We start from the raw sequence: 22367 nt of genomic DNA on the forward strand, positions 1-22367 counted from the left end.
TGTAGAATTATTATATAATTTAAAAGATAACTTATGAATAAGTCAATTAATTTAAAACAACGTCCGGTAGGAACCCCTACCCTTTCCGATTTTGAATTTAAAGAATTGGACAATGAACTAAAGGTCTCTGACGGTGAGCTTTTATTAGAGGCGAAATATATATCCGTTGATCCTTACTTACGTGGTAGAATGAGCGATGCAAAATCATACGTTCCTCCATTTAAAGTGGGAGAACCTATAAGTTCCGGTATTGTAGCAGAAGTGTTGGAATCTAAAAATGGTAATTTCCAAAAAGGAGATTTTGTTTCAGGTCTTTTACAATGGAAAGAAAAGCAAATTTCTACAGGCGAAGGCTTGCAGAAAATAGATAAAAGCAAAGCACCATTAAGTGCCTTTTTAGGCATTGTAGGTATGACCGGATTGACCGCTTATTTAGGACTTCATGAAATTGGGAAGCCTAAAAAAGGTGAAACCTTGGTAGTTTCTGGTGCTGCGGGTGCTGTGGGTAGTGTTGTAGGACAGATCGGTAAAATTCTTGGTTTAAATGTAATCGGTATAGCTGGTACAGACGAAAAAATTGATATGCTGAAATCAGAATTCGGTTTTGACCACGGTATCAATTACAAAACAACCAAAGATATGAAAGCTGCTATTAAAGAAGCAGCGCCAAACGGAGTGGATGTCTACTTTGATAATGTTGGCGGACCAATATCTGATGCGGTATTATTCAATATAAATCAGTTTGCCCGTATTATTATCTGTGGGGCTATATCGGTCTACAATAAAACAGAATTGCCCATGGCGGTAGCCGTACAACCCTTTTTGGTAAAAAACAGTGCATTAATGCAAGGGTTCATTGTGTCTAATTATGCCGACAAATTTCCACAGGCAATGAAACAATTGTCTACATGGTTGAGCGAAGAAAAACTGACCTATAAAGAAACAATAGTTGAAGGTTTTGATAATACACCACAAGCATTCTTGGATATGATGGATGGTAAGAACAAAGGTAAAATGATAGTAAAAGTCTAATAATAAGACTTCAAAATAATTGCGTAACTAAAAAGAAGATAAAATGAAAATATTATTTGTACTAACGTCTCACGATCAATTGGGAGACACGGGAAAGAAAACAGGATTTTGGGTTGAAGAGTTTGCAGCTCCATATTATGCTCTTTTAGATAAAGGAGCAGAAATTACGGTAGCAACACCAAAAGGAGGTCAAGCACCAATTGACCCTAGTAGTGATACTGAAGATGCACAAACAAAAGATACCAAACGCTTTAAAGAGGATAAAGAAGCGAAAGAGATAATTGCCAACACAAAAGTATTGGCAGATGTAAATGCCAATGATTTTGATGCCGTTTTCTACCCAGGTGGTCACGGACCGTTATGGGATTTGGCAAACGACCTTACTTCTGTAAAATTGATTGAAACATTCAATGAGCAAGAAAAGCCAATTGCATTTGTATGTCATGCACCCGCTGCTCTAAAAAGAGTTTCCGGTACAGATGGTAATCCTTTAGTAAAAGGAAAAAAAGTAACAGGATTTACGAATAGTGAAGAAGAAGCTGTACAGCTAACTGAGATTGTACCATTTTTGGTAGAGGATATGCTACAAGAAAACGGCGGAATCTACTCTAAGAAAGAGGATTGGGCAGCATATGCAGTACAAGACGGTAATTTAATTACGGGCCAGAACCCTGCTTCATCAGAATTGGTTGCAGAGAAGTTATTGGCTGCTTTGAAATAGTTAATAAATTAGTTGATATTAAAAAGCCCGTAAGCTAATGTTTACGGGCTTTTTGTCAATAAATAATCAAACAATTGCAATCAACTTTCTTCTAGCAAGGCATTTACATCAGTAATCAATTGTGCTATTGAAGCACGGTTAAGTCCGTTATAGATACCCCGTATGTGTTTATTTTTATCTATGAGCAAGAAGTTTTCTGTATGTAAAAAGTCATTAATGTCCTTTGGTATACCTAAATCATTCTCCACAAAATATTCGTTTCTACCTAAGTTGTAAATTTCAGTTTTGTCACCAGTAACCAAGTGCCATTTTGAATCTATAACCCCGTTTTTATCCGCATACGTTTTAAGCACAGCTACAGAATCTATGGATGGTGTTACGGAATGGGAAAGGATGGCAACTTCAGGATTATCTAGAAAAGCCTCTTGTACTTTGGTCATATTGTTCGTCATCTTCAAACAAATGCCGGGGCATGTAGTAAAAAAGAAGTCGGTAATATATACTTGATTTTCAAATGACTTCTGTGTCAATGTATCGCCTAATTGATCAATCAGTTTAAAGTCGGGTATTTTATGAAATTGTTTCTCCTCTTCAGAGTTTGGTGTCAACCAATGTGGTGTAAAAGATTCGTCATTATAATATGGCAAATACGCTACCCGGCTAGTTTCAGTTATCTGAATATGCTCTTTTTTTACTGTTTGTTTGCAGGAAATCAAAACAAGTATAGCTGCTACGTGAAATAAAGTCTTTTTCATAAAGGTTCATTTTCTGATCTAACTACAACTTCATCTTCTAATTGATAGCAAGAATTTGCTCTTCTTAGACCAAATATGCGTCCGTTTTTGGCTTCATAGTTTACATATAAGGTTCCGTTTTGTAACCATGCTTTTTGTAGTCCTTCTTCCCTACCGTTTACCAATTGTCTTTCTTTTGCCAATTGCCCATCAGGATACCATTTTCTCTCCACACCATCCATTTTACCATTTACGTAATTAGCTTCTTGAGCTAACTGACCGTTTTCCCACCAGGTTTTGTAAGAACCTTCAAGTCGGTTCTTTTTATAATGAAACTCAACCCTAAGAACTTCATTGACAGACCATCTTCTAGCGACTCCTTCCCTTTTTCCTTTAACAAAACCCACCTTTTCTGCCAATGTGCCGTTCTCATGTAAGGTTAATGCATAGCCATCATAAGGTGAGTTTTTGTAATACCAGGTACCTTCTAATTGATTAAGGTTCAACTCTTCCTTGAATTTAGTTACTTGACTGATTTCAACAGGGGTTGCTACCTGAGGCTTTGAACCGGAACTTTGTTTACAACCGGTCTGCAACATCAGTGCAAGGCAAAGGATATGGAAGTTTTTACTATTCATTTTTAGTAGCCTTGATATGGACCGGCAAATGCTAAATAGGATCCAGTAGTAGAATACACTTCATTGATAATGTGATAATGGTATTCTTCTTCACCATCAGTATACTGTGTGGTAGAAGTATGTCCACCAGAAGCATCTAAATCCGTTGGGTAATCTCCCGTTGCACTGCATTTGCGTCCGTAAAGAAATACGCCGTCCAATAATATACCTACTAGGTTATCATCGTCATTGGTAAAAGCCTTTGGCTCTAGGTGATAATGATATACTCCAGGACCAATATGGGCACCTGTCCAATCTAAACTAGCAGCGGCTTGATCTAAGGCACCCCCACCTTCTTGATCATTGAATATTGAAGAGCCGCTTACCGCAATACCAACAGTTCCTAATTCTGTTTGTACAGTACTACCCGTTAAATCAGGAGTAGCATCTACACGTATGGTATAAGCGTTGTTATTACTGGACATGATACTTGGAGTAAGGGCAACATCTGGCTCTTCTTTATATAGGGAATTACCCTCTCCCCAATAAACCGTTTCATGATTTGGAAGTCCGGTAGTCTCTATAACAACTTCAGAACCATCTAAATACACAGTCACGGCATCTGAATTAAACGCACTATAGGCAGCATGAAGCTCAGTAACCACTTCATCATCATCTATATCACTATCATCTGTTGTACTATCATCTATCACTCCATCATCTACACTGTCGCTACTACAGGCAACAAAGGTTATAAATGCTAATGCAAGAGCAAAAGAAATAGAGGGTATTCTTTTGATGTTATTTTTTCTCATAATTGACTTTTTAAATTGATTAATGTTAATAAAGCTGTATAAAACTAATGTCTTGATTACTATGGATTTTTGGAAATCAGTGAATAGCCCCTAATTTTAAGTGGAATTGTATTTTATTTAATATTTTCTTGGTAGATATAATGCGTTAGTTTCAATTAACCTTTTGGTCAATAGCCCAATGAGCAATAAACCTGTTAAGAGAAAAATAACTATCCATGGGTCAATTCCGGCTTTTTGTTTATCTATTTCCACAAATTTGTTATCATCAACTTTTAATGCAATAGAATGTTCATTTTCATTGTTTAAAATGAATTGGTCTTTTTTAAACCCATTTTTAAATATAAACAGTGCACTTTGACTTTGCGTAATATCATTGAACGCAGTATTTCTCATGTTAAGTGTTTTCATATTTTCATCTATTCCAAAAACTTCAAAAATTACTTTGGTTTCATGCCCTAGTTTTACACTACCATTACCAATTTTTACTGAAGAACCATTGTTATAATCTATATCAATATTGTTTTTTAAATGTTCAAGAACCATGTGTTGAAACTCCTCGGGGGATTTATACGGAGTTTCGGTAAAATGGGTTCTTACTTCCTGCTGAAAAGCGGTCAAAGAAGAGCTGATTTGTAATATCCAAGAGCCATTGCTTTTTTCGACCAACATGGTTGTTGAAGCATTTGGGCTGTGGGCATGGCCAATAATTATGAATAGAAGGTTTGCCAGAATTAATAAATACGTTTTCATATAACCTTAGTTTACGTAGGCCCCTTTAAGCCCGTTAATAAAATTGTTGTTACCGGCGGCATCTACGTGGTAGTGATAGCCTCTGGTGTCATCTTCATGACCTCTTAACTCATCTAGATCGGTAGCTTCAAAGCCTTCACTATCTTCCAATTCGTAAATTCCAAATCCATCTAAAGCATATCCAATTAAAGCGGCATGTCCATCATCTTGTACAACCTTTTTACCGTAGCCTGTAGCAGCGTGATAGTGATACCCTTGGTGTACATTAATATGACCACCAGCATCATCAAAAGGAGCCAAAGTATAGGCGCCAAGAATATTATCTACCGGAGCCGGTGCAGAAAACTCAATGCCATTAAGTGCAATACCACGTGTAGATGGAGCCTGAGTGGTTTGTGGTCCTTGTCCGCCAGAGTTAAAAAGAACGGGAGTGTCTTGTACAACTGGGGTTATGGGTATTGTCCAAGTTTGGTTTAGGTTGGTAATATAGGAAGGCAGACATTCCACACAAAAATTTTCATATTCGGCACCAACATTTGGGTTTGCCGCATTTATGCAATCGTCTTCGGTATCGGTGATATAAATATCTCCGTTTTCATCATACATCATCCAATTATCATCATTGTAGAATTCAGCTAAATTCGCAACAAAGGCACCATCAACATCGTATACTTCTCCACTTTCTAACCAAATTCCTCCTGCTTCCGCGCTATCACTAATATTGTCGGGGCACCAAGGTCCCATTTCATGATCTCCCGGTAAACTGGTAGTTACAATTTGATAACAATCTGTTTCGGTACCATCAGATAACGTACAAGGAACTGTGGTTATACTTACAGAACCATCTTCAGTATAAAAGAAAGAAGCTTCTACGTTTGCAATAATCGTGCTGTCCCCCGTGGTATCAGTTGCAATACCATTCTCAGAAATGTCTGTATCATCAGTAGTATTGCTGCAACTGGTAAAACCAATTACAACAAATGAAATAAGAAGGGCCGATAGGCATAAATGTTCAGTTTTATATATCATATGGTTTTAGTTTCGCTTGGCTCTAAGACCTGTTCAGTTCTTGATTTAATTTTGTAGCAATAATTTTTGTCTTATTCCTTAAATTTTTGGCAATAGAAAGTTGTCCTTTGGTTTGTAACAACCTGTCAATGACACTGTTTTGATATTCTCTGCTTACTAGCAAATCCGGATAATTTGATCGGTTGCCGTAGTTTTTCATACGCTGATAATTATAGCTGTCTTCCGGTAAAATTTCAATTAATGAAATATGCTTTTCAATGATAGGTTTTAGGCGCTCGTTTATAATATTTTCAATCTTGATTTGTTGATTGTTAAAGTTGTCAAGTTCATTGGGATAAGCGGCAATCAGTTTTTTGAGCGAATCACTTTCAATAAATTCAAATTTATTGGTTGCATTAATTGAGTTTATGGCTTCATCCCTAACAATGGTCTTTTGGTAATTTAGATTTACGATCATTGACTTGGCATCGGCAGTTAATTCCGCAGGTTCCATACCCAAATAATTTATGGTGTTTTGCAAGGTTTGTATATTCTTGGTATAGTCTGCAATGGCACTATCCAATACACCTAAATTTGTATTCAGTTCTTGACTTAGACTTTTGTAGATTTTAACTTCTACAATTCTATTTTTTCTGGATTCGTTGATATCATTGATCTTCCATGCAATTAGAAGACCTATGACTATAAGTAGAATTTCGCCTAATGCGTAGATTAAGTAGGTCTTGAATTTCTCTAATTTTATCAATCTACTTCTAACCTTTCTGAATAAGACCATTTGTTTATATGCTTATCTTATTGATGATAAATAAAGCTTCATGGCGGACCATGAAGCTTTGGGCTAACTTCAACAAATTTTATTGGCACCGCCAAAGGTTATAATACCCCCAGGTTTGCCTCGAATTTAAAAGTGTGATTCCTTTGAATACCTCATGGGCTTGCCCTGAGGTGTTTTACTGAATCAATATTTATAATAACCTGTGTAGAAATTAATTTCTAGGTCTACCTTTAGGTTTTGGAGCCTCATCAAATTCCTCCTTAGAAATAAAACCATCTTCATTGGTATCTATTTCAGAAAAGTTATCCTTTAATGGACCTTTTACTTCTTCTTTAGAAAGCTGACCATCCTCATCTGCATCCATTTCTTCTAAAAGTTTGGCATATGTTGGGGGCTCTCTTCTTTCACCTTTAGATTGTGCGTTAACTGCTACTGTTCCAAAAGCTGCTAATAGGGCAAATAACAATCCTGTTTTTAATGTAATACGTTTCATATATATTTAATTTTATAACTAATATTCGTTAGCAAAGATGTAAGAATCTTTAATGCGGAATGGTCGTTTTAAGTGTTTGCCGTTTACTTTTAAGCGAAAGGTGTTCTATATACAATGAACGTTTAAATAGCAGCGGTTTATAGCACTGTTTTTAAGGTTGGGTTGAAAATTTATTCCTTTTATTTGTACCATGAACAGACATAAGAATATAGTATTTCATGTAGCCTTATGGCTTTTGGTTTGGTCTACCGCATGGATCTTCAGTGGTAGTGATTTTCAGTTCGTACTGGAAAACGGTATGGTACTTATTTTTCAAATAATAGTCATTGCTGTACTGATCTATTTAACGGTGCCATACCTTTTATTAAGGAGAAAGTACATTTTATTTGCAATAGCATCCATTACAGTTGTAGTTGGCTTGACCTTAATTTTGACCAACGTAATCCCTTGGTCAGGAGGAATGGTTAACGAACCGAATATGGGTACTTTGCCCGGACCAAGACCCGGACCAAGGTTTGACGGCGGCAGACCTTTGCAAGAATTACGTAGACCACCTTCACGGTTTTTCATTAACCTACTTTTAATTACAATTGCCTATATCATTGCAACACTTGTAGAAATATTCTTGTTTGCACAACGTAAAGAAGAGGAAATCATCATCAATAAAAATGAAGCGTTACAAACAGAGCTTAAGCTATTAAAATCACAGATCAATCCTCATTTTCTATTTAATGCCTTGAACAATATTTATGCACTATCTGCAATTGATGCCGGTAGAACCCAAAAAAGCATTAGCTATTTATCAGACATGTTGCGTTATGTGCTATATGAATGCGAACAAGAAATTGTACCGTTATACAAAGAGATAGATTATATTGAGAATTATATAAAACTGTTCTCCCTAAAGAGTAGTAAAACCTACCCTATTTCCACTACGTTTTCTATTGAAGATCAAAATGTGCCCATTGTACCCATGTTGCTGATTCCTTTTTTGGAAAACGCCTTAAAACATAGTAATATTGAAAAGATTGAAGGCACATTTATCAACTTGAAAATTACTTCATTTACTGATGGTATTGATTTTGAGCTGGAAAATTCAAAACCAGAGCATGTTGTTGTAAAAGATGATGTTGGCGGTATTGGCATAGAAAATGTAAAAAAGCGTTTGGCTATCTTATATCCTGATCGACATGAATTAATGATCAATGAAACTTCTAAGGCGTTTAAGGTGAATTTAAAACTCAGATTACATGAATAGTATAAACTGTATAGTTGTAGATGATGAAGAGTTGGCTAGGTCTTTGTTAATAACTTATATTGATAAATTAGAGTTTTTAAATTTAGTTGGTGAAGCTGAGAATCCATTAGAAGCTTTGAGCATAATGAAGGAAAAACAAGTTGATCTATTGTTTTTGGACATTCAAATGCCAGAAATAAAAGGAACGGACTTTGCCAAAATGCTCGGGTCTAAAACCAAAGTTATTTTTACGACGGCTTATTCTCACTATGCTTTAGAAGGATACGAATTAAATGCTGTAGATTACTTGTTGAAACCAATAACCTTTGAACGCTTTGTTACTGCGGTCAACAAGGTACAATCCAATACCACTATTGATAAATTAGATACCATAACCATTAAATCTGGATATGATCTTCATAAAGTGAAGTATGACGATATTCTTTTTGTAGTAAGTGATAGTGAGTATGTAACATTTCATTTAAAAACTAAAAAAATAATCAGCAATCAGCGTTTAAAGGCATTAGAACAAGAGTTGCCTAGCAGTCTATTTATGAGAGTGCATAGATCGTACATTGTCAATAGAAATTATGTAACCGGATTAAAAGGTAGAGACTTGCAATTATCCGATGTGATTATTCCGGTGAGTGATTCTTATTATGACCATGTAAAACAAGAATTATTTTAGCGCACAACTCAATTGATTTTCTTTTTGCATCATTTTTTCATAAGTACTTAAGTACTAATTATCTATACCCTTGATTTTGAAATTGTGAATATCTATTGCTTTTTTTAAGGTTGCAAACTATGACTAAGAAGTATATTTAGCACCCCAAAAAAAATATAAGATATGAGTGCAACGTGGTACGAGTGTAAAATAAAATATAGAAAATTAGATGATGCATCTGGAATGTTAAAGGTGAAAACCGAGCCATTTTTGGTAGATGCAATTTCTTATACCGAAGCAGAAAGTAGAATTACGGAAGAAATGTCAGCTTACCTAAGCGATACGGAAGAAATAAAGATTACGAATATAAAGGTTGCAAATTTTGCAGAAATTCATCCTTTTGAAAATTCGGACAGATGGTTCAAATCAAAAGTATCATTAATTGCTTTTGACGAAGAAAGTGGTAAAGAACGCAAGACCAATATGTACCTTTTAGTTCAGGCCAATGATGTAAAAGAAGCATATGACAATACCATTAGTGTTATGAAAGATACCATGGGTGAATATTCTGTTCCTTCCATATCAGAATCACCTATTATGGACGTGTTCCCTTACTTTTCTGGCGAAGAGGATGATATGGAACGTGTTGCAAAATTTAATACGGTAAAAGACTCTGTACCCGTAGATAATACTATGAATGAGGAGTTAGAACTTAGTGATGTGCTATCAAGTGAAGAATAGAAATTTCTATTTAAAATATAAAAAGGAGGACTAATGAAGTCCTCCTTTTTGTTTACAGAAAGTGTATACTGATTACTTCATTATTAGCACATCATTAATAACGTGTACTACCCCATTGGAAGCTTCTACATTACCTAAAACAATTTCTGTTCTATTACCTTTTTCATCCTTTAAGTTGATTTTATCACCCTTTAAGCTTGCGGTCAAATCTTTACCTCCAACGGTTGTAAAGGTATATTTTCCGTTGGCTCCGTTAATAGCCTCTACAAGCTTGTCGCTAGTAATTACACCAGATACAACGTGGTATTGTAATACTTGAGTCAACATTTCTTTGTTCTCCGGTTTACCCAATTCTGCAATTGACATTTTTTTAGGAAGTTTTTCAAATGCATTATTAGATGGGGCAAATACGGTATAGCTACCTGGTTCTGATAACATTTGGTCTAAATCTGCCGCTTTAAGCGCAGATACCAATGTGCTTAGCTCTTCATTTTTACTGGCAACCGCTGCAATACTTGTTGCCATCATTTCTTTCTTTTTGGCTTCTTCCTGCATTCTTGTTTCTTCAGCTTTCATTTCAGCCTCCTCCATGGCTACTTTTTCTTCCATAGCTTTTTTATCGGCATCTTTTTTCTTTTGATCGTTACAAGATGCAAATGCCAATACCGCAAATGTCATTAGTGCAAAATTTTTGATATTTCTAGTTTTCATAATTTTTGTTTTTATCTATTAAAATTAAAAGCTCGGCGCAAATTGCCCCGAGCATTTTTTATTTATACTGGAACTTTGTCAGTATGTTCCCTTCTATCCCAGTTTCTATGTTTGGCAATACTTTTAATGAATTTATCTGTTGAATCGTTGATATGTACGGCGCCATCTTCTTTAAAGTTAGCTACGAACGTATGATCTAATACATTTTCACCTTCCTTATCTGCTGCAATTGCCTTGCAGTATTTGAAAGTTTCATTAATGAATTTTATATATTTTCCATTTTCAATAATGGTGCTAACGGACTTTTCACCACCAGGAATGTAAATGGCATCAAAAAGAACACTTTCTGTTGTTGCAATTGCTGCATCTACTTTATGTTCCTTTCCTTTATCACATTTAATGGTGCCACCATGTGGAGCAACAATTTTTAACATAGCACCTTCTTTTTCCAATGCTTCTTTAATTGGAGAATAATCGCTCATGCTAAAACCATCTGCGGCTAAAATTGCAATTTGTCTTGTGGCAATGCTATCGAATTTGGTGTGCGCCATGCTAAGGGCTTTAGATTTTTCTAAATAGATTTTCTTTTTTCCTGGTTGGTGCTTTTTCACATCGGCATCAGCACCAATTGCTTGATTTATTGGTTGCTCTATTTCTTTTGGAATTTCCATTCCCAGTCCTTCCCCTACCTTATTGGCAAGATCCGTATCTATTTGTGCTATTAACCATAACATACGTTCTTTAATATGATCATGGTTACATTTGCCTAATTCAAAAGTATATGCAGCTGCAACATGTTCTTTTTCCCAATCTGCCAAGCTTCTATAAAATAGCGCTGGTTGAGAAAAATGATCGCTAAAACTTTCACTACGTGTTCTTATTTTTTTGGCATCAATTCGTTCTTCGTAAGAATGAAATGCTCCCTCTGCCATTTTGGATAAATGAGGACAACCACCACTTAAACTGTTTGGAAAATAAGCTGTTTGTCCTTTTGGAATTTCCATTTGCATGTGGGCATCACGTTGATTGTTATGTGTGTCCGCTACAGGTCTGTTAATGGGAATTTGATGAAAATTCGGGCTGCCTAATCGGGATAATTGTGTGTCTCTATATGAGAATAATCGCCCCTGTAATAATGGATCGTTTGTAAAATCGATTCCTGGTACTATATGTCCAGGTAGAAAAGCCACTTGTTCCGTTTCTGCGAAAAAGTTGTCAGGATTTCTGTTCAAGGTCATTTTACCAATAATTTTTACCGGTACCATTTCCTCTGGTATTAATTTAGTGGGGTCCAAAAGGTCAAAGTCATATTTATGCTCATCTGCTTCTGGAATAATTTGTAGACCTAATTCCCATTCAGGGTACTGCCCTGCTTCAATGGCATCCCATAAATCCCTTCTATGGAAATCTGGATCGGCTCCATTAATTTTTACGGCTTCTTCCCATGTTACAGAATGTACCCCTAAAGTTGGTTTCCAATGAAATTTCACAAAATGCGCCTCCCCTTTGTCATTAATCAATCTAAAGGTATGAATACCGAACCCTTCCATCATTCGCAAGCTTCTAGGAATAGCTCTATCGCTCATTGCCCAAATATGATTGTGTAAAGTTTCTGTAGTCAGTGAGACAAAGTCGTAAAATGTATCGTGAGCAGATGCAGCTTGCGGAATCTCTTTATTAGGCTCTGGTTTAACCGAATGTATTAGATCGGGAAACTTCATGGCATCTTGAATAAAGAATATGGGCATGTTGTTTCCAACAAGGTCCCAAGTGCCCTCTTGTGTATAGAATTTTACGGCAAACCCTCTTACATCTCTGGCTAAATCAGGTGATCCCTTTGATCCAGCTACTGTAGAAAAACGTACGAATACGGGTGTTTTGCGTTTAGTATCCGTAAAAATACCGGCTTTACTATACTCTTCTATACTTTCATATAATTCAAAATAACCATGTGCAGCACTACCGCGGGCATGTACAATTCGCTCCGGTATACGCTCATGGTCAAAATTTGTAATTTTCTCTCGTAAAAGAAAATCCTCTAACAAGGTTGATCCTCGCTCGCCTGACTTTAGACTGTTATTAGTATCGTTGACTTTAAGCCCTTGATTTGTAGTAAGGGGCTTACCTGTCATATCTTTTTTGAAATTTTCTAAGTCCTTAATTTTAGAAGTCTCCTTATTATCTTTTTCCATGGGATAGTGTGTTTTGTTAAGAGCGCTAAAATTATTGTTAACCTATTGTAATTATTAGCTGTGAAAAATTTAAAATGGGCTCAAACCAAAACATACCATATCACCGAATAATATAGATGTAGTAACAATTAATTATCAAGCAGCACTTTTAAACACTGTTAATTTAAGATTATGCAAGCGAAAACATACTCAATTAGAGGAAGAGAAAAGGGAACGTATTGTGGAGTTTATGATTTTGATAAACTCAATGCAATCAAAAGCAAAAATCTATTGCTTTAAGAATTCAAGGAGTTATTGTTGATATATTCTAAAAACTTAGGTTTGTACTGTTCCGATACTGTAATACGTTGTTTGTTAATGATAATTTGGCTACGCTCTATTACTTCAACATATTTAAGGGCAACTATAAAAGATCTATGAACCCGCATAAATTGGGAAGATGGTAAATCTTCTTCTAGACTTTTAAGACTCATTAAAGTAAGTATAGGCTTAGGATTATCTTTTAGCCATATTTTAATATAATCTTTTAACCCTTCAAAATAAAGTACGTCTGCGAGCTTAATACGCAGTTGTTTGTATTCTGATTTTACAAATAGAAATTCCTTTGCTTCTGATATTTTAGTAGTAGCTGTCTTTCCTTTGACCAAAGTAAACCAATCTAAAGCTTTGTTCGCAGCGGTCAAAAACTCGGCATAGTCAAAAGGTTTCAATAAATAATCCAAGGCCTCAACTTTAAACCCTTCCAAGGCATATTGATCAAAAGCTGTTGTAAAAATGACCCTAGTTTCTTTTGAAAGCATTTTGGAGAATTCCAGTCCCGTTAAATCGGGCATTTGAATATCTAAAAAAAGTAAATCTACTTTTTCCGTATTCAAAAATTGCATGGCCTCAATGGCACTATTGCATTTCTTTTTAAGGGTTAAATATGGTGTTTTATCAACATAACTTTCCACAAGATTAACCGCCATAGGTTCATCGTCAACAATCATGCAAGTAATTTCAACTGCTTCCATTTTACGTTATAATTTTTAGGTACACCGAATAAATACCATCTTTGATTTCCTGAACAAACTTATGTTTATTGGGGTATAGCAAATGTAACCTCTTTTCCAAATTAGGTAGCCCAATACCAGAACCACTTTTATCAGTATCCTCTTTTGGAAAGTTATAATTTTCTATTTGAAAAATTACACTGCTTTCTTGCGTAATCATATCTATTGAAATGACACTTTCCTTATTTGCAGAAACCCCATGTTTAAAAGCGTTCTCTATGAGAGAAATAAATAACAAAGGAGCTATATTTATTTGTGGTTCACTTCTAGGGAAACTAGATTCCACTGTTGTCTTATCGGTCAACCGTAATTTCATTAATTCAATATACTTTCTCATGAATTCTATTTCTTTAGAAAGTGGTACCATCTCGGTATTGGTTTCATAAAGTAGGTAGCGCATAAGCTTACCTAAACTATGAATGGTAGACTTGGCTTTATCTGGAGAAATATCTACTAAAGAATAAATGTTGTTTAATGAATTAAAGAAAAAATGCGGCTGTAATTGGTATCGCAAGTGTTGTAACTCTGTCTGTAACTTAAAATTATCCGCTTCTTTACGTTCCGCCTCTGTTCTTACCCATCTTTTAGTGGTCTTAATGGCAATGGAAAAAAGTAGCGGTGCCGCATAAGTCAACATTTGTATATAGATGAACAATTTAAATGGTGGACCTACTCTTTCATTTTCCGGAGGACGATTCTTTATAAGCATACTGAAAAAATTGTCTTCAATAAACTCTTTGGCCAACATAAAAAATCCAATGATAATAATATTAAGAACTACGAAAATCAGTGTTTTTTTTGCAAATAGAAACTTATCGATCAGAATAAAAAAATTGAGATAAAATATGATTGCATAGAACAATACAGGTATTAGAAAATGGGCAATAAGTCTGCCAGTTTCTAAATTTTGCCCGTACGATAACGCAAAGGGTATACTGAACAGCACCAACCAAATAAGAAGATGCTGGGCAATTATGATATTTTTATTCTTATACATAACTAATTATTCGTAGCGTAATGCTGTAATCGGGTCTAAAGCAGACGCCTTTCTTGCAGGGTACCAACCAAAGAAAATACCGGTAACTGCACAAACGGCAAATGATATTATTATGGAATACATAGCAACACTCGTGGGCCAATGTAAGAACTTTTCTATAAAAACAGTAGCTCCAAGGCCTAAGATTACACCAATGATTCCTCCAGTAATACTAATTAATACAGCTTCTATTAAAAATTGCATAAGAATATCCGATCCTTTGCCACCTACTGCCATACGAAGTCCAATTTCCTTGGTTCTTTCTTTCACGGAAACATACATGATATTCATGATACCAATACCACCGATCAATAGGGATATACTTGCTACTGCCACTAATAATACGGTAAGCATTTCACTGGTGGAGCTAAAAGTAGATATCAATTCTTCCATGGAACGTACGGAAAAATCATCATTTTCATTATCCATTAATTTGTGTTCGTTACGAAGAATGTCCGTTACCTCTATCACCGCATCGGGTGCATCATCTTCACTAACCGCAGATGCCATAATCTGATTCAGATAATCTATTGCCAAAATTCTTTTTTGTACCGTGGTGTATGGGGCTATAACAACATCATCTTGGTCTTGCCCAAAAGTATTTTCACCTTTTTCCTCTAAAACACCAATAACTTTGAACGGAATATTATCAAAACGTATCATTTGCCCAACGGGATCTTGACCATCTGGAAAAACATTGTCAACTACGGTTTGCCCCAGCACCACAACCTTTGAAGCTGATTTCACTTCCGCATCCGTAAACATGCTTCCGCTTTGTAACCCCACCACTTTAATGTCCAAATATTCTGGGTTAACACCGTAAATGGTACTTGGCCAGTTGTTAGCGCCGCTAATAACTTGTCCGCCACCGTTCACTACGGGAGTAATGTAACTTAATAATGTAGATTTCTCTTTTATGACATCATAATTTTTAAGTGTTAAGGTCTGTACGTCTCCTCCACTACCCCTTGCAGGTCCCCTATCATCTGTTCCAGGGCGTATAGTTATCATGTTGGATCCCATACTAGAAATAGTGCTTCTAATACTTTCTTTTGAGCCTTCACCAATGGCGAGCATGGCAATTACAGATGCTACACCTATAATAATACCCAACATGGTAAGTAAAGTTCTAACTTTGTTTAGAACAATAGCTTTATATGCGATTTTAAGTAGATTTAATATTCTCATAATCAATGATCTTGTTGTGGTAGTTTAGCCAGTTCGGCAGCAGCTGATTGAATGTTGTTATTCTTGTAATCTTGAATAATATTTCCATCTTTTAAAACAATGGTTCTATTGCTAAAAGTCGCAATATCGGGCTCATGAGTAACAAAGGTTATTGTAATGCCTTGGCTGTTCAGGTCTTGGAATAAAGACATGATTTCGTAAGACGTTCTAGTATCTAGGTTACCGGTAGCTTCATCTGCCAATATCATAACGGGATTGTTTACCAGAGATCTGGCAATGGCAACACGTTGTTGCTGCCCCCCGGAGAGTTGAGAAGGTGTGTGATATAGCCTTTCGCCCAGACCAACCATTTGCAGTGCATGTATGGCACGTTCTCTACGCTCTTCATTACTTACGGCGCTATTATAGAGTAGCGGTAACTCAACATTTTCTATGGCAGATGTTCTTGCCAATAAATTATAGGATTGAAAAATGAATCCTATTTTTTCGTTTCTGATGGTCGCTAATTGGTTTCTGCTTAAATCTTTCATGCTCACACCATCTATCTCATATGTTCCTGAGGTGGGTTGATCCAAACAACCTAAAATGTTCAACATAGTACTTTTACCGGAGCCACTAGATCCCATTATGGTAACGAACTCACCTTCTTTTATGGTAAATGAAATACCTCTTAAGGCATGAACTGTTTCATTACCCATGGTAAACTCGCGCTTTAAATCTTGAATTTTTATAATTTCCTTGCTCATGATCTTTATCTTTTACCTCCTGGTGGTTTTGGCATAAACGGACTTTCTTCTGAGTTTCCGGCCGGCGGACCAGCTATTGTGGATTCAGATTTTAAGCTGTACACCAATTTATCACCTTCATTAATACCACTTAAAACTTGTACGTTTACCCCATCACTTGCCCCTAAGGTCACTTCCTTAGGTGAAATAGCGCCATTAGATTCCATCACCCATACCTTTGTAGAGCCTTCATCAGAATTCATAGGTCCACCTTGAGGTCTTTCCATAGCTAAGTTTTCCTGTTCATTATAAGCCATCATTTCAGGTGGCGTGGGTTTAAAATTGATGGCCTTAGCTTCTACTGATAGCACATCTTTTAACTCTAAAGTGTAAATGGAAATCGTAGCCGTAAGTCCGGGTTTTAATCTTAAGTCAGGATTATCCGCTTTTATCACCACGGTATATGTAACTACATTTGAAGTAATGGTTGGGTCTAATCTTACTTGTGTAACCGTGCCTTCAAATTCTTGGCCTTGGTATGCATCAACAGTAAAGCTTACACGCTGCCCCTCTTCTACCACTCCTATATCAGCCTCATCAACATCTGCTTCAACTTGCATTTCCTTTAAATCTTGTGCTATGGTAAATAATGTAGGTGTACTATAACTTGCTGCTACCGTTTGTCCTTCTTCAATATCTCTTGAAAGTACAACTCCATCTATTGGTGAGTAAATATTGGCATAACCTAAATTTGTTCTCGCCTGTTGTAAATCGGATAAACGCTGTGTAACCGTACCTTTTGCAGTTTCATAATTGTAAACGGCATCATCAAAATCAGACTTACTGATGACCTGATTGTCATATAATGTTTTTTGTCTTTCATAAATGGTCTGTAAATAATTACGGTTACTAACTGCGTTGTCATATGATGCTTGAGCTTGCACGGTAGCCGCTTTAAGGTTGGTCTTATCCAATTCGGCAATAAGTTGCCCTTCTTTGACTTCGCTATTGTAATCCACATATATTTTCTCTACCACACCAGATACTTGTGTACCTACATCAACCTGGTTAATGGGTTCTATGGTACCTGTAGCCGTTACCATAGTGGTTACATCTCCTTTTTTGGCCAAAACTGTTTTTGCCTCAATAGAAGAATTGTCGTCGCCTTTCATAAAACTGTAAGCTACAAGGGCTACGATCACTAATGCAATACCGCCTATTATGATTTTATTTTTATTTTTCATTTTGATTAAAGTTTAATTTCGTTTCCTTGATAGAATTGTAATAATTGATGGTATAGAATGTTTAGATATTTTGATTGTAGGTAATTCTGTTGGGCATTGGTGTAAGTGTTTTGACTAATTACAAGATCCGTAGTACTTAAATCTCCCAACTCGTATTTCTTCTGTGCAAGATTATAAGATTGTTCAGCGGCTTGTTGTGATGCCTCTGCGGCTACCAATTGTTCTTGGGAAGAAAGTGCGTTCTGGTAAGCGGTTTCCACCTTTTTAATGACCTCTTTTTCTACCGTTTGCTTTTGTATTTCAGCTTTTTCAATATTAAAAGTTGCCGTCTGTACAGCAGACTTTGTCTGGTTTCTATTAAAAATTGGAATATTTAAGCTTAAGCCCAATCTTTGGTTAAAGTTGACATCCAATTGATCATAGAAAGTATTGTCGCTAATACTGGTATATCCGGAACCAAGACTCCCTGTTAACGATAATGTAGGTAAGTAACCACCTTTGGCGATTTCCAACTCTTTTTCGTTGATCAGAATATTGGTGTTACTGGCTTCTACTTCCGGCAGGTATGAAAGCGCATTGGTATAAATAGCTTCTCTATTTAATTCAAGGTGAAGTAAATCTTGATTTTCATTAACCGTTTCAATTTCTAAGTCCTCTAAAGGAGATAGCTCCAGTAATTGCTTTAGATCAATGATATTAAGCTCGTAATCATTTTTTGCGGCAATAACATTGTATTTGTTGGTTGCAGCCTGACTTTGCGCCTCGGTATAATCACTTAAGGCAATAGTACCCGCATCTAATCTAGATTTAGCCCTTAGCACTTCTTTTTCAGATGCATCTAAATTATTTTCGGCAATGGTAATACCTTCCTTACTGAATAAGGTTTGTAAGTATGTTTCAAGAATACTGATAACAATGTTGTTTTTTGCTTCTTGCGCCAATAAGCTATTCTGTTCTATTAAAAGCTTATTCTGTTTTACTTGATTGGTTAACTGATTCCCTTGAAAAAGTGTTACCGAACTATTGATACCTAAATTGGTACTATGGATCTGATCAGAAACATAGTCGCTGGTAATAGGGTCTATAGATGTACCGCTAGAAAAATTTTGAGAAGCACTACCAAAAAGATTAGGAAGTTTTGCTGATTTTGCCGCGCTATAATCTACCTCAGAAATGCTTGTGTTCAATTCAGCATCTTTTACGGTAATATTGTTTTCAATGGCATATTCAATACAGTCTTCTAAAGACCATATTTTTGATGAAGAATTTGTTTCGACATCTTGAGCAAAACCAAAGTGCACAAATAAAATGCTAGCTATGATTATAAATTGTTTCATTTAAGGTGCGTTTTTAATTAACACCTCAAAAGTGAAACTTTATACTTCTTTACTAAAAAGGAATAGAAGTCTACCCTCTTTGTTTATACGGAAAGTAAAATTTTATCGACGAATTTTTTTGGCAATTGCCGAATACTTCAACAATTGCCAATATGTAATTAGTTAAGTTGAGCCTTTTGTTTAACCGCCTGTAATTGTTGTTCTAAATCTTTTAGGCGTTCAACTTCTTCGTTACCGGGTATTTTATCTGCACCCCCAACGATATATGATAAATATGCTATTTGTGGTACTAACATCTGCTGTGGATACGCTCCTTCATCATTCTTAATGGCTTTTAATACGCTCTCCAAAGACTCTTTTCTGTCCCCTTTACTTTTTTTGATTTCAGCCTCTAATTTCGATTGAAATTTTCTGGCGTCGGTCAATAAATCCAATACTTTATTTTCAAAGGCTAAATGCTCAGCAATAATTTTTTCGTCAATACCTTCATCGGCTAATCGTGGGTCCACTAAAATTTCAAATGGCTGCTCAAATGATTTATTATCAACCGTTAATTTTACAGTATAATTTCCTGGTGGCACCATAGGTCCATTTTTGTAACTTCTAGAAGCCTTATCACTCCATGCTCCTTTTTGGCGCATATCCCATTGAAATCTGTTAATGCCTTTTTTAGTATTCAACGTATTATCAAAATAACTGAAAGACATGCTTAAACTCATATTGTCCACTTCTTCTTTTGTGGATTTTGTTTTAGTGGAATCACTGCTAATAGTGGCGATAGTTTGTTTGTTGGCATCCAATATTTCTAATTGTACATTGTTTTTACCATCTTTTGGTAAGTAGTAATCAATAAGTACTCCCGTAGAAGAATAATCAGGAAATCCTTTTGATCTTCTAGGTGTACGGTATCTGATTGTATTATCCGGTTGAAATAATACAGGGGTATCTTTTAACGATGATATTGCATTATTTCTTAAAGCGGTGATGTTGTCCAATACCCAAAAGCCGCGGCCCATGGTGCTTAAAACTAAATCGCCTCTATAAATTGTAATATCGGTAATTGGTGTTACGGGCAAGTTCTGTTGAAACGGCTTCCAATCTTTGCCATCGTTCATGGATACGAACATTCCATATTCAGTACCTGCAAACAATAGCCCTTCTTGGACAGGGTCTTCGCGTAATACTTTGCTGGTATAGTCAGACGGAATTCCGTTGGTCAACAACTCCCAAGTTTTACCATAATCTTCGGTTTTATAGAAATATGGAGTAGTATCCCCTAACAAATGTCTGTCAACGGAGATATACGCTTTCGCGGGATTAAATTGAGATGGTTCAATAGATTCCACTCTACCCCCTTTTAGCATTTTCTTAGGCGTTACGTTCGTCCAAGTTTGTCCGCCATCTTGCGTTAAAGAAACTACGCCGTCGTTGGAGCCTGTCCAAATCAATCCTTCTTTTATTTTAGATTCCCTAATAGAATATAAGGTGCTGTAATATTCCTCACCTGTGATATCCCTAGTGATCGGGCTCCCCGAGTTTACTTGTTTGTCGGCCTCAAAAGCGGTTAGATCTGGCGAGATGGTTTCCCAAATAACCCCGTCATTTCTGGTCTTATGTACAAACTGTGAGCCCATATAAACAACATCTGGATCATGTGGAGAAACATGAATTGGTGCTACCCTCTGAAATCTATATTTTAGGTCTTTAGGATTATGCCCGTAGATGTTGGATGCTCCAATAGAGTATTCCCTGCCAACTCCCGTAATCTTATTATAAACACTAAAACGACCTTTACAGTTATTGTAAACAATATTGTGATTGCCAGGTTTAGGAATAGTGGGTCCGGTTTCACAACCACCTACATCAATCATGGTCTGAGAGCTTCCTTGTAAAGCTGTGGCACTTGGAGCAGAACTAGGTATGGCTATCGTTGTATTATCTTGTTGCGCGCCATAGATCCAATAAGGATATTGATCATCCACAGCAACTTGATAGATTTCTGCGGTAGGTTGATTGAATTGAGAAGACCAGGTTTTACCTCCGTTATGAGAAACATTGGCACCGCCGTCATTACATTGAATCAACAAATCTGGATTGTTAGGGTTCAACCAGATATCATGATTGTCACCATGTGGTACGGACATCATTGTCCATGATTTTCCACCGTCTGTAGATTTTAAAAGCGGATTGGCATTGGAATAGACAATATCAGGGTTTGTAGGGTCTAGTTCAATATTAGTGTAATAAAAAGGTCTATTTACAAGACCTTTATTGCTTGATGTCTGTACAAAACTTTTACCCTGATCAATAGATTTGTATACTCCGCCCTCATCACCAGGAGCTTCAATTACTGCATACAGAATACTTGAATCTACGGGGGATACGGCTAAATCTATTTTGCCGATCAAACCCTGCGGCAGTCCCTCTTCCAATTTTATCCAGTCCTTACCTCCATTGACCGATTTATAAATACCACCTTCTTTATTTTCACCACCAGAGATGATGGTCCACGGAGTTCGTTGTGCTTTCCATGCGGCAGCGTAAACCACATTAGGATTGCCCGGTAACAATTCTAGATCGGCAAATCCTGTAGTATTGGATATATGCAACATTTTTGTCCAAGTAGTTCCACCATCCACTGTTTTGTAAATACCACGTTCTTCATTTGCCTTGAATGCATTACCAATAGCGGCCACCCAAACCACATTACTATTGGTAGGATCAATTTCTACCGCTCCGATCTGTCCTGCATTTTCAAGTCCTATATGACTCCAGGTTTTACCACCGTCTATAGATTTATACATGCCTTTACCACTGATAATATTACTTCTTAATCCATCAGAACCTGTACCAACATATACAATATTAGGGTCGTTTAGCGCAACTTCAATGGCACCTATGGAGGGAGTATCGAAAAATCCATCGGATATATTGTTCCAAGTTGTACCGTAATCATCGGTTTTCCATACACCAGCACCGGATGCACCTAAATAGAAGGTACCTGGTAACATGGGTGTACCTGTAACAGTAGTTACACGACCACCTCTTTGTGGACCAATAGTTCTATATTCCAGTGCAGAAAAGTCTTGGGATAAAAGTGTTGTAGTAAGTAAAATAAACGATACGGAAGTAAGGTAACGAAATAGCGTTTTCATTGTAGTGTACAGATAGGTTGGTTAAAACCTAAAGTTACTTAAACCGCAACGCAAAACATACCGCTAATGTAATTTTTATGATTTTGATAGTATCCAACGGATAAATTAAGATTCAT

The 22367-nt window shown here is 36.4% G+C and carries 21 protein-coding genes; 5 read left to right on the forward strand and 16 right to left on the reverse strand.

Features of this window, described 5'->3' with window-relative positions:
• The first annotated feature begins 33 nt into the window (after positions 1 to 33).
• Positions 34 to 1032, forward strand: a complete 999-nt coding sequence (locus tag B2Z27_RS01015; RefSeq protein WP_286812218.1) for an NADP-dependent oxidoreductase — start codon at positions 34 to 36, stop codon at positions 1030 to 1032.
• 43 nt (positions 1033 to 1075) lie between these two features.
• Entirely contained in the window at positions 1076 to 1753 is a 678-nt protein-coding gene (locus B2Z27_RS01020) for a type 1 glutamine amidotransferase domain-containing protein (protein WP_286812219.1), read from the forward strand.
• 80 nt (positions 1754 to 1833) lie between these two features.
• On the opposite strand, the gene B2Z27_RS01025 is transcribed toward B2Z27_RS01020, so the two are convergent.
• The 7 genes from B2Z27_RS01025 to B2Z27_RS01055 all read right to left on the reverse strand — a co-directional run bounded on the left by B2Z27_RS01025 (position 1834) and on the right by B2Z27_RS01055 (position 6966).
• Positions 1834 to 2508 carry an SCO family protein gene (locus B2Z27_RS01025; RefSeq protein WP_210707087.1) on the reverse strand — a complete coding sequence of 225 codons (675 nt, stop codon included), beginning with the start codon at positions 2506 to 2508 and terminating at the stop codon, positions 1834 to 1836.
• The gene (locus B2Z27_RS01030) at positions 2505 to 3125 is read right to left on the reverse strand and encodes a toxin-antitoxin system YwqK family antitoxin (protein WP_286812220.1); all 621 of its coding nucleotides are present in this window, start codon (positions 3123 to 3125) and stop codon (positions 2505 to 2507) included. Before B2Z27_RS01030 ends, B2Z27_RS01025 begins: the two co-directional genes overlap by 4 nt.
• A 2-nt stretch (positions 3126 to 3127) precedes the next feature.
• A complete protein-coding gene (locus B2Z27_RS01035) occupies positions 3128 to 3919 on the reverse strand; it encodes a YHYH protein (RefSeq protein ID WP_058102758.1) in 792 nt (263 codons plus the stop codon).
• Between the two features lie 117 nt (positions 3920 to 4036).
• Positions 4037 to 4669, reverse strand: coding sequence for a hypothetical protein (locus B2Z27_RS01040; protein WP_058102757.1), 633 nt, complete (start codon positions 4667 to 4669; stop codon positions 4037 to 4039).
• 6 nt (positions 4670 to 4675) lie between these two features.
• Positions 4676 to 5698 carry a YHYH protein gene (locus B2Z27_RS01045; RefSeq protein WP_286812221.1) on the reverse strand — a complete coding sequence of 341 codons (1023 nt, stop codon included), beginning with the start codon at positions 5696 to 5698 and terminating at the stop codon, positions 4676 to 4678.
• 22 nt (positions 5699 to 5720) lie between these two features.
• Entirely contained in the window at positions 5721 to 6473 is a 753-nt protein-coding gene (locus tag B2Z27_RS01050; RefSeq protein ID WP_286812222.1) for a hypothetical protein, read from the reverse strand.
• 211 nt (positions 6474 to 6684) lie between these two features.
• The gene (locus B2Z27_RS01055; protein ID WP_286812223.1) at positions 6685 to 6966 is read right to left on the reverse strand and encodes an EF-hand domain-containing protein; all 282 of its coding nucleotides are present in this window, start codon (positions 6964 to 6966) and stop codon (positions 6685 to 6687) included.
• 190 nt (positions 6967 to 7156) lie between these two features.
• Between B2Z27_RS01055 and B2Z27_RS01060 the strand changes: the two genes are divergently transcribed.
• The 3 genes from B2Z27_RS01060 to B2Z27_RS01070 all read left to right on the forward strand — a co-directional run bounded on the left by B2Z27_RS01060 (position 7157) and on the right by B2Z27_RS01070 (position 9611).
• The gene (locus B2Z27_RS01060; protein ID WP_286812224.1) at positions 7157 to 8224 is read left to right on the forward strand and encodes a sensor histidine kinase; all 1068 of its coding nucleotides are present in this window, start codon (positions 7157 to 7159) and stop codon (positions 8222 to 8224) included.
• The gene (locus tag B2Z27_RS01065; RefSeq protein WP_099192854.1) at positions 8217 to 8891 is read left to right on the forward strand and encodes a LytR/AlgR family response regulator transcription factor; all 675 of its coding nucleotides are present in this window, start codon (positions 8217 to 8219) and stop codon (positions 8889 to 8891) included. Before B2Z27_RS01060 ends, B2Z27_RS01065 begins: the two co-directional genes overlap by 8 nt.
• 162 nt (positions 8892 to 9053) lie before the next feature.
• Positions 9054 to 9611 carry a DUF4494 domain-containing protein gene (locus tag B2Z27_RS01070; protein WP_286812225.1) on the forward strand — a complete coding sequence of 186 codons (558 nt, stop codon included), beginning with the start codon at positions 9054 to 9056 and terminating at the stop codon, positions 9609 to 9611.
• A gap of 72 nt (positions 9612 to 9683) precedes the next feature.
• Here the strand turns inward: B2Z27_RS01070 and B2Z27_RS01075 are convergent, their stop codons facing one another.
• The 9 genes from B2Z27_RS01075 to B2Z27_RS01115 all read right to left on the reverse strand — a co-directional run bounded on the left by B2Z27_RS01075 (position 9684) and on the right by B2Z27_RS01115 (position 22251).
• The gene (locus tag B2Z27_RS01075; RefSeq protein WP_058102751.1) at positions 9684 to 10322 is read right to left on the reverse strand and encodes a fasciclin domain-containing protein; all 639 of its coding nucleotides are present in this window, start codon (positions 10320 to 10322) and stop codon (positions 9684 to 9686) included.
• 62 nt (positions 10323 to 10384) lie between these two features.
• On the reverse strand, positions 10385 to 12514 hold the full coding sequence (locus tag B2Z27_RS01080) for a catalase (protein WP_286812226.1): 2130 nt from the start codon (positions 12512 to 12514) through the stop codon (positions 10385 to 10387).
• A 275-nt stretch (positions 12515 to 12789) separates the two neighbouring features.
• Positions 12790 to 13527 (reverse strand): LytR/AlgR family response regulator transcription factor, encoded by a 738-nt coding sequence (locus tag B2Z27_RS01085; protein WP_286812227.1) that lies wholly within the window; start codon positions 13525 to 13527, stop codon positions 12790 to 12792.
• 1 nt (position 13528) lies between these two features.
• Positions 13529 to 14563, reverse strand: coding sequence for a sensor histidine kinase (locus tag B2Z27_RS01090; protein ID WP_286812228.1), 1035 nt, complete (start codon positions 14561 to 14563; stop codon positions 13529 to 13531).
• Between the two features lie 6 nt (positions 14564 to 14569).
• Positions 14570 to 15790: an ABC transporter permease gene (locus tag B2Z27_RS01095; protein WP_286812229.1), complete on the reverse strand. Its 1221-nt coding sequence runs from the start codon at positions 15788 to 15790 to the stop codon at positions 14570 to 14572.
• A 2-nt stretch (positions 15791 to 15792) separates the two neighbouring features.
• Positions 15793 to 16536, reverse strand: a complete 744-nt coding sequence (locus B2Z27_RS01100) for an ABC transporter ATP-binding protein (RefSeq protein WP_071342230.1) — start codon at positions 16534 to 16536, stop codon at positions 15793 to 15795.
• Positions 16537 to 16541: 5 nt separating this feature from the next.
• Positions 16542 to 17759: an efflux RND transporter periplasmic adaptor subunit gene (locus tag B2Z27_RS01105; RefSeq protein WP_286812230.1), complete on the reverse strand. Its 1218-nt coding sequence runs from the start codon at positions 17757 to 17759 to the stop codon at positions 16542 to 16544.
• A gap of 5 nt (positions 17760 to 17764) precedes the next feature.
• Positions 17765 to 19096 carry a TolC family protein gene (locus tag B2Z27_RS01110; RefSeq protein ID WP_286812231.1) on the reverse strand — a complete coding sequence of 444 codons (1332 nt, stop codon included), beginning with the start codon at positions 19094 to 19096 and terminating at the stop codon, positions 17765 to 17767.
• 158 nt (positions 19097 to 19254) lie between these two features.
• Positions 19255 to 22251 carry a hypothetical protein gene (locus B2Z27_RS01115; RefSeq protein WP_286812232.1) on the reverse strand — a complete coding sequence of 999 codons (2997 nt, stop codon included), beginning with the start codon at positions 22249 to 22251 and terminating at the stop codon, positions 19255 to 19257.
• Positions 22252 to 22367 lie beyond the last annotated feature (116 nt).

It is taken from the genome of Maribacter sp. UBA3344 (assembly GCF_002362375.1).
GTDB lineage: Bacteria > Bacteroidota > Bacteroidia > Flavobacteriales > Flavobacteriaceae > Maribacter > Maribacter dokdonensis.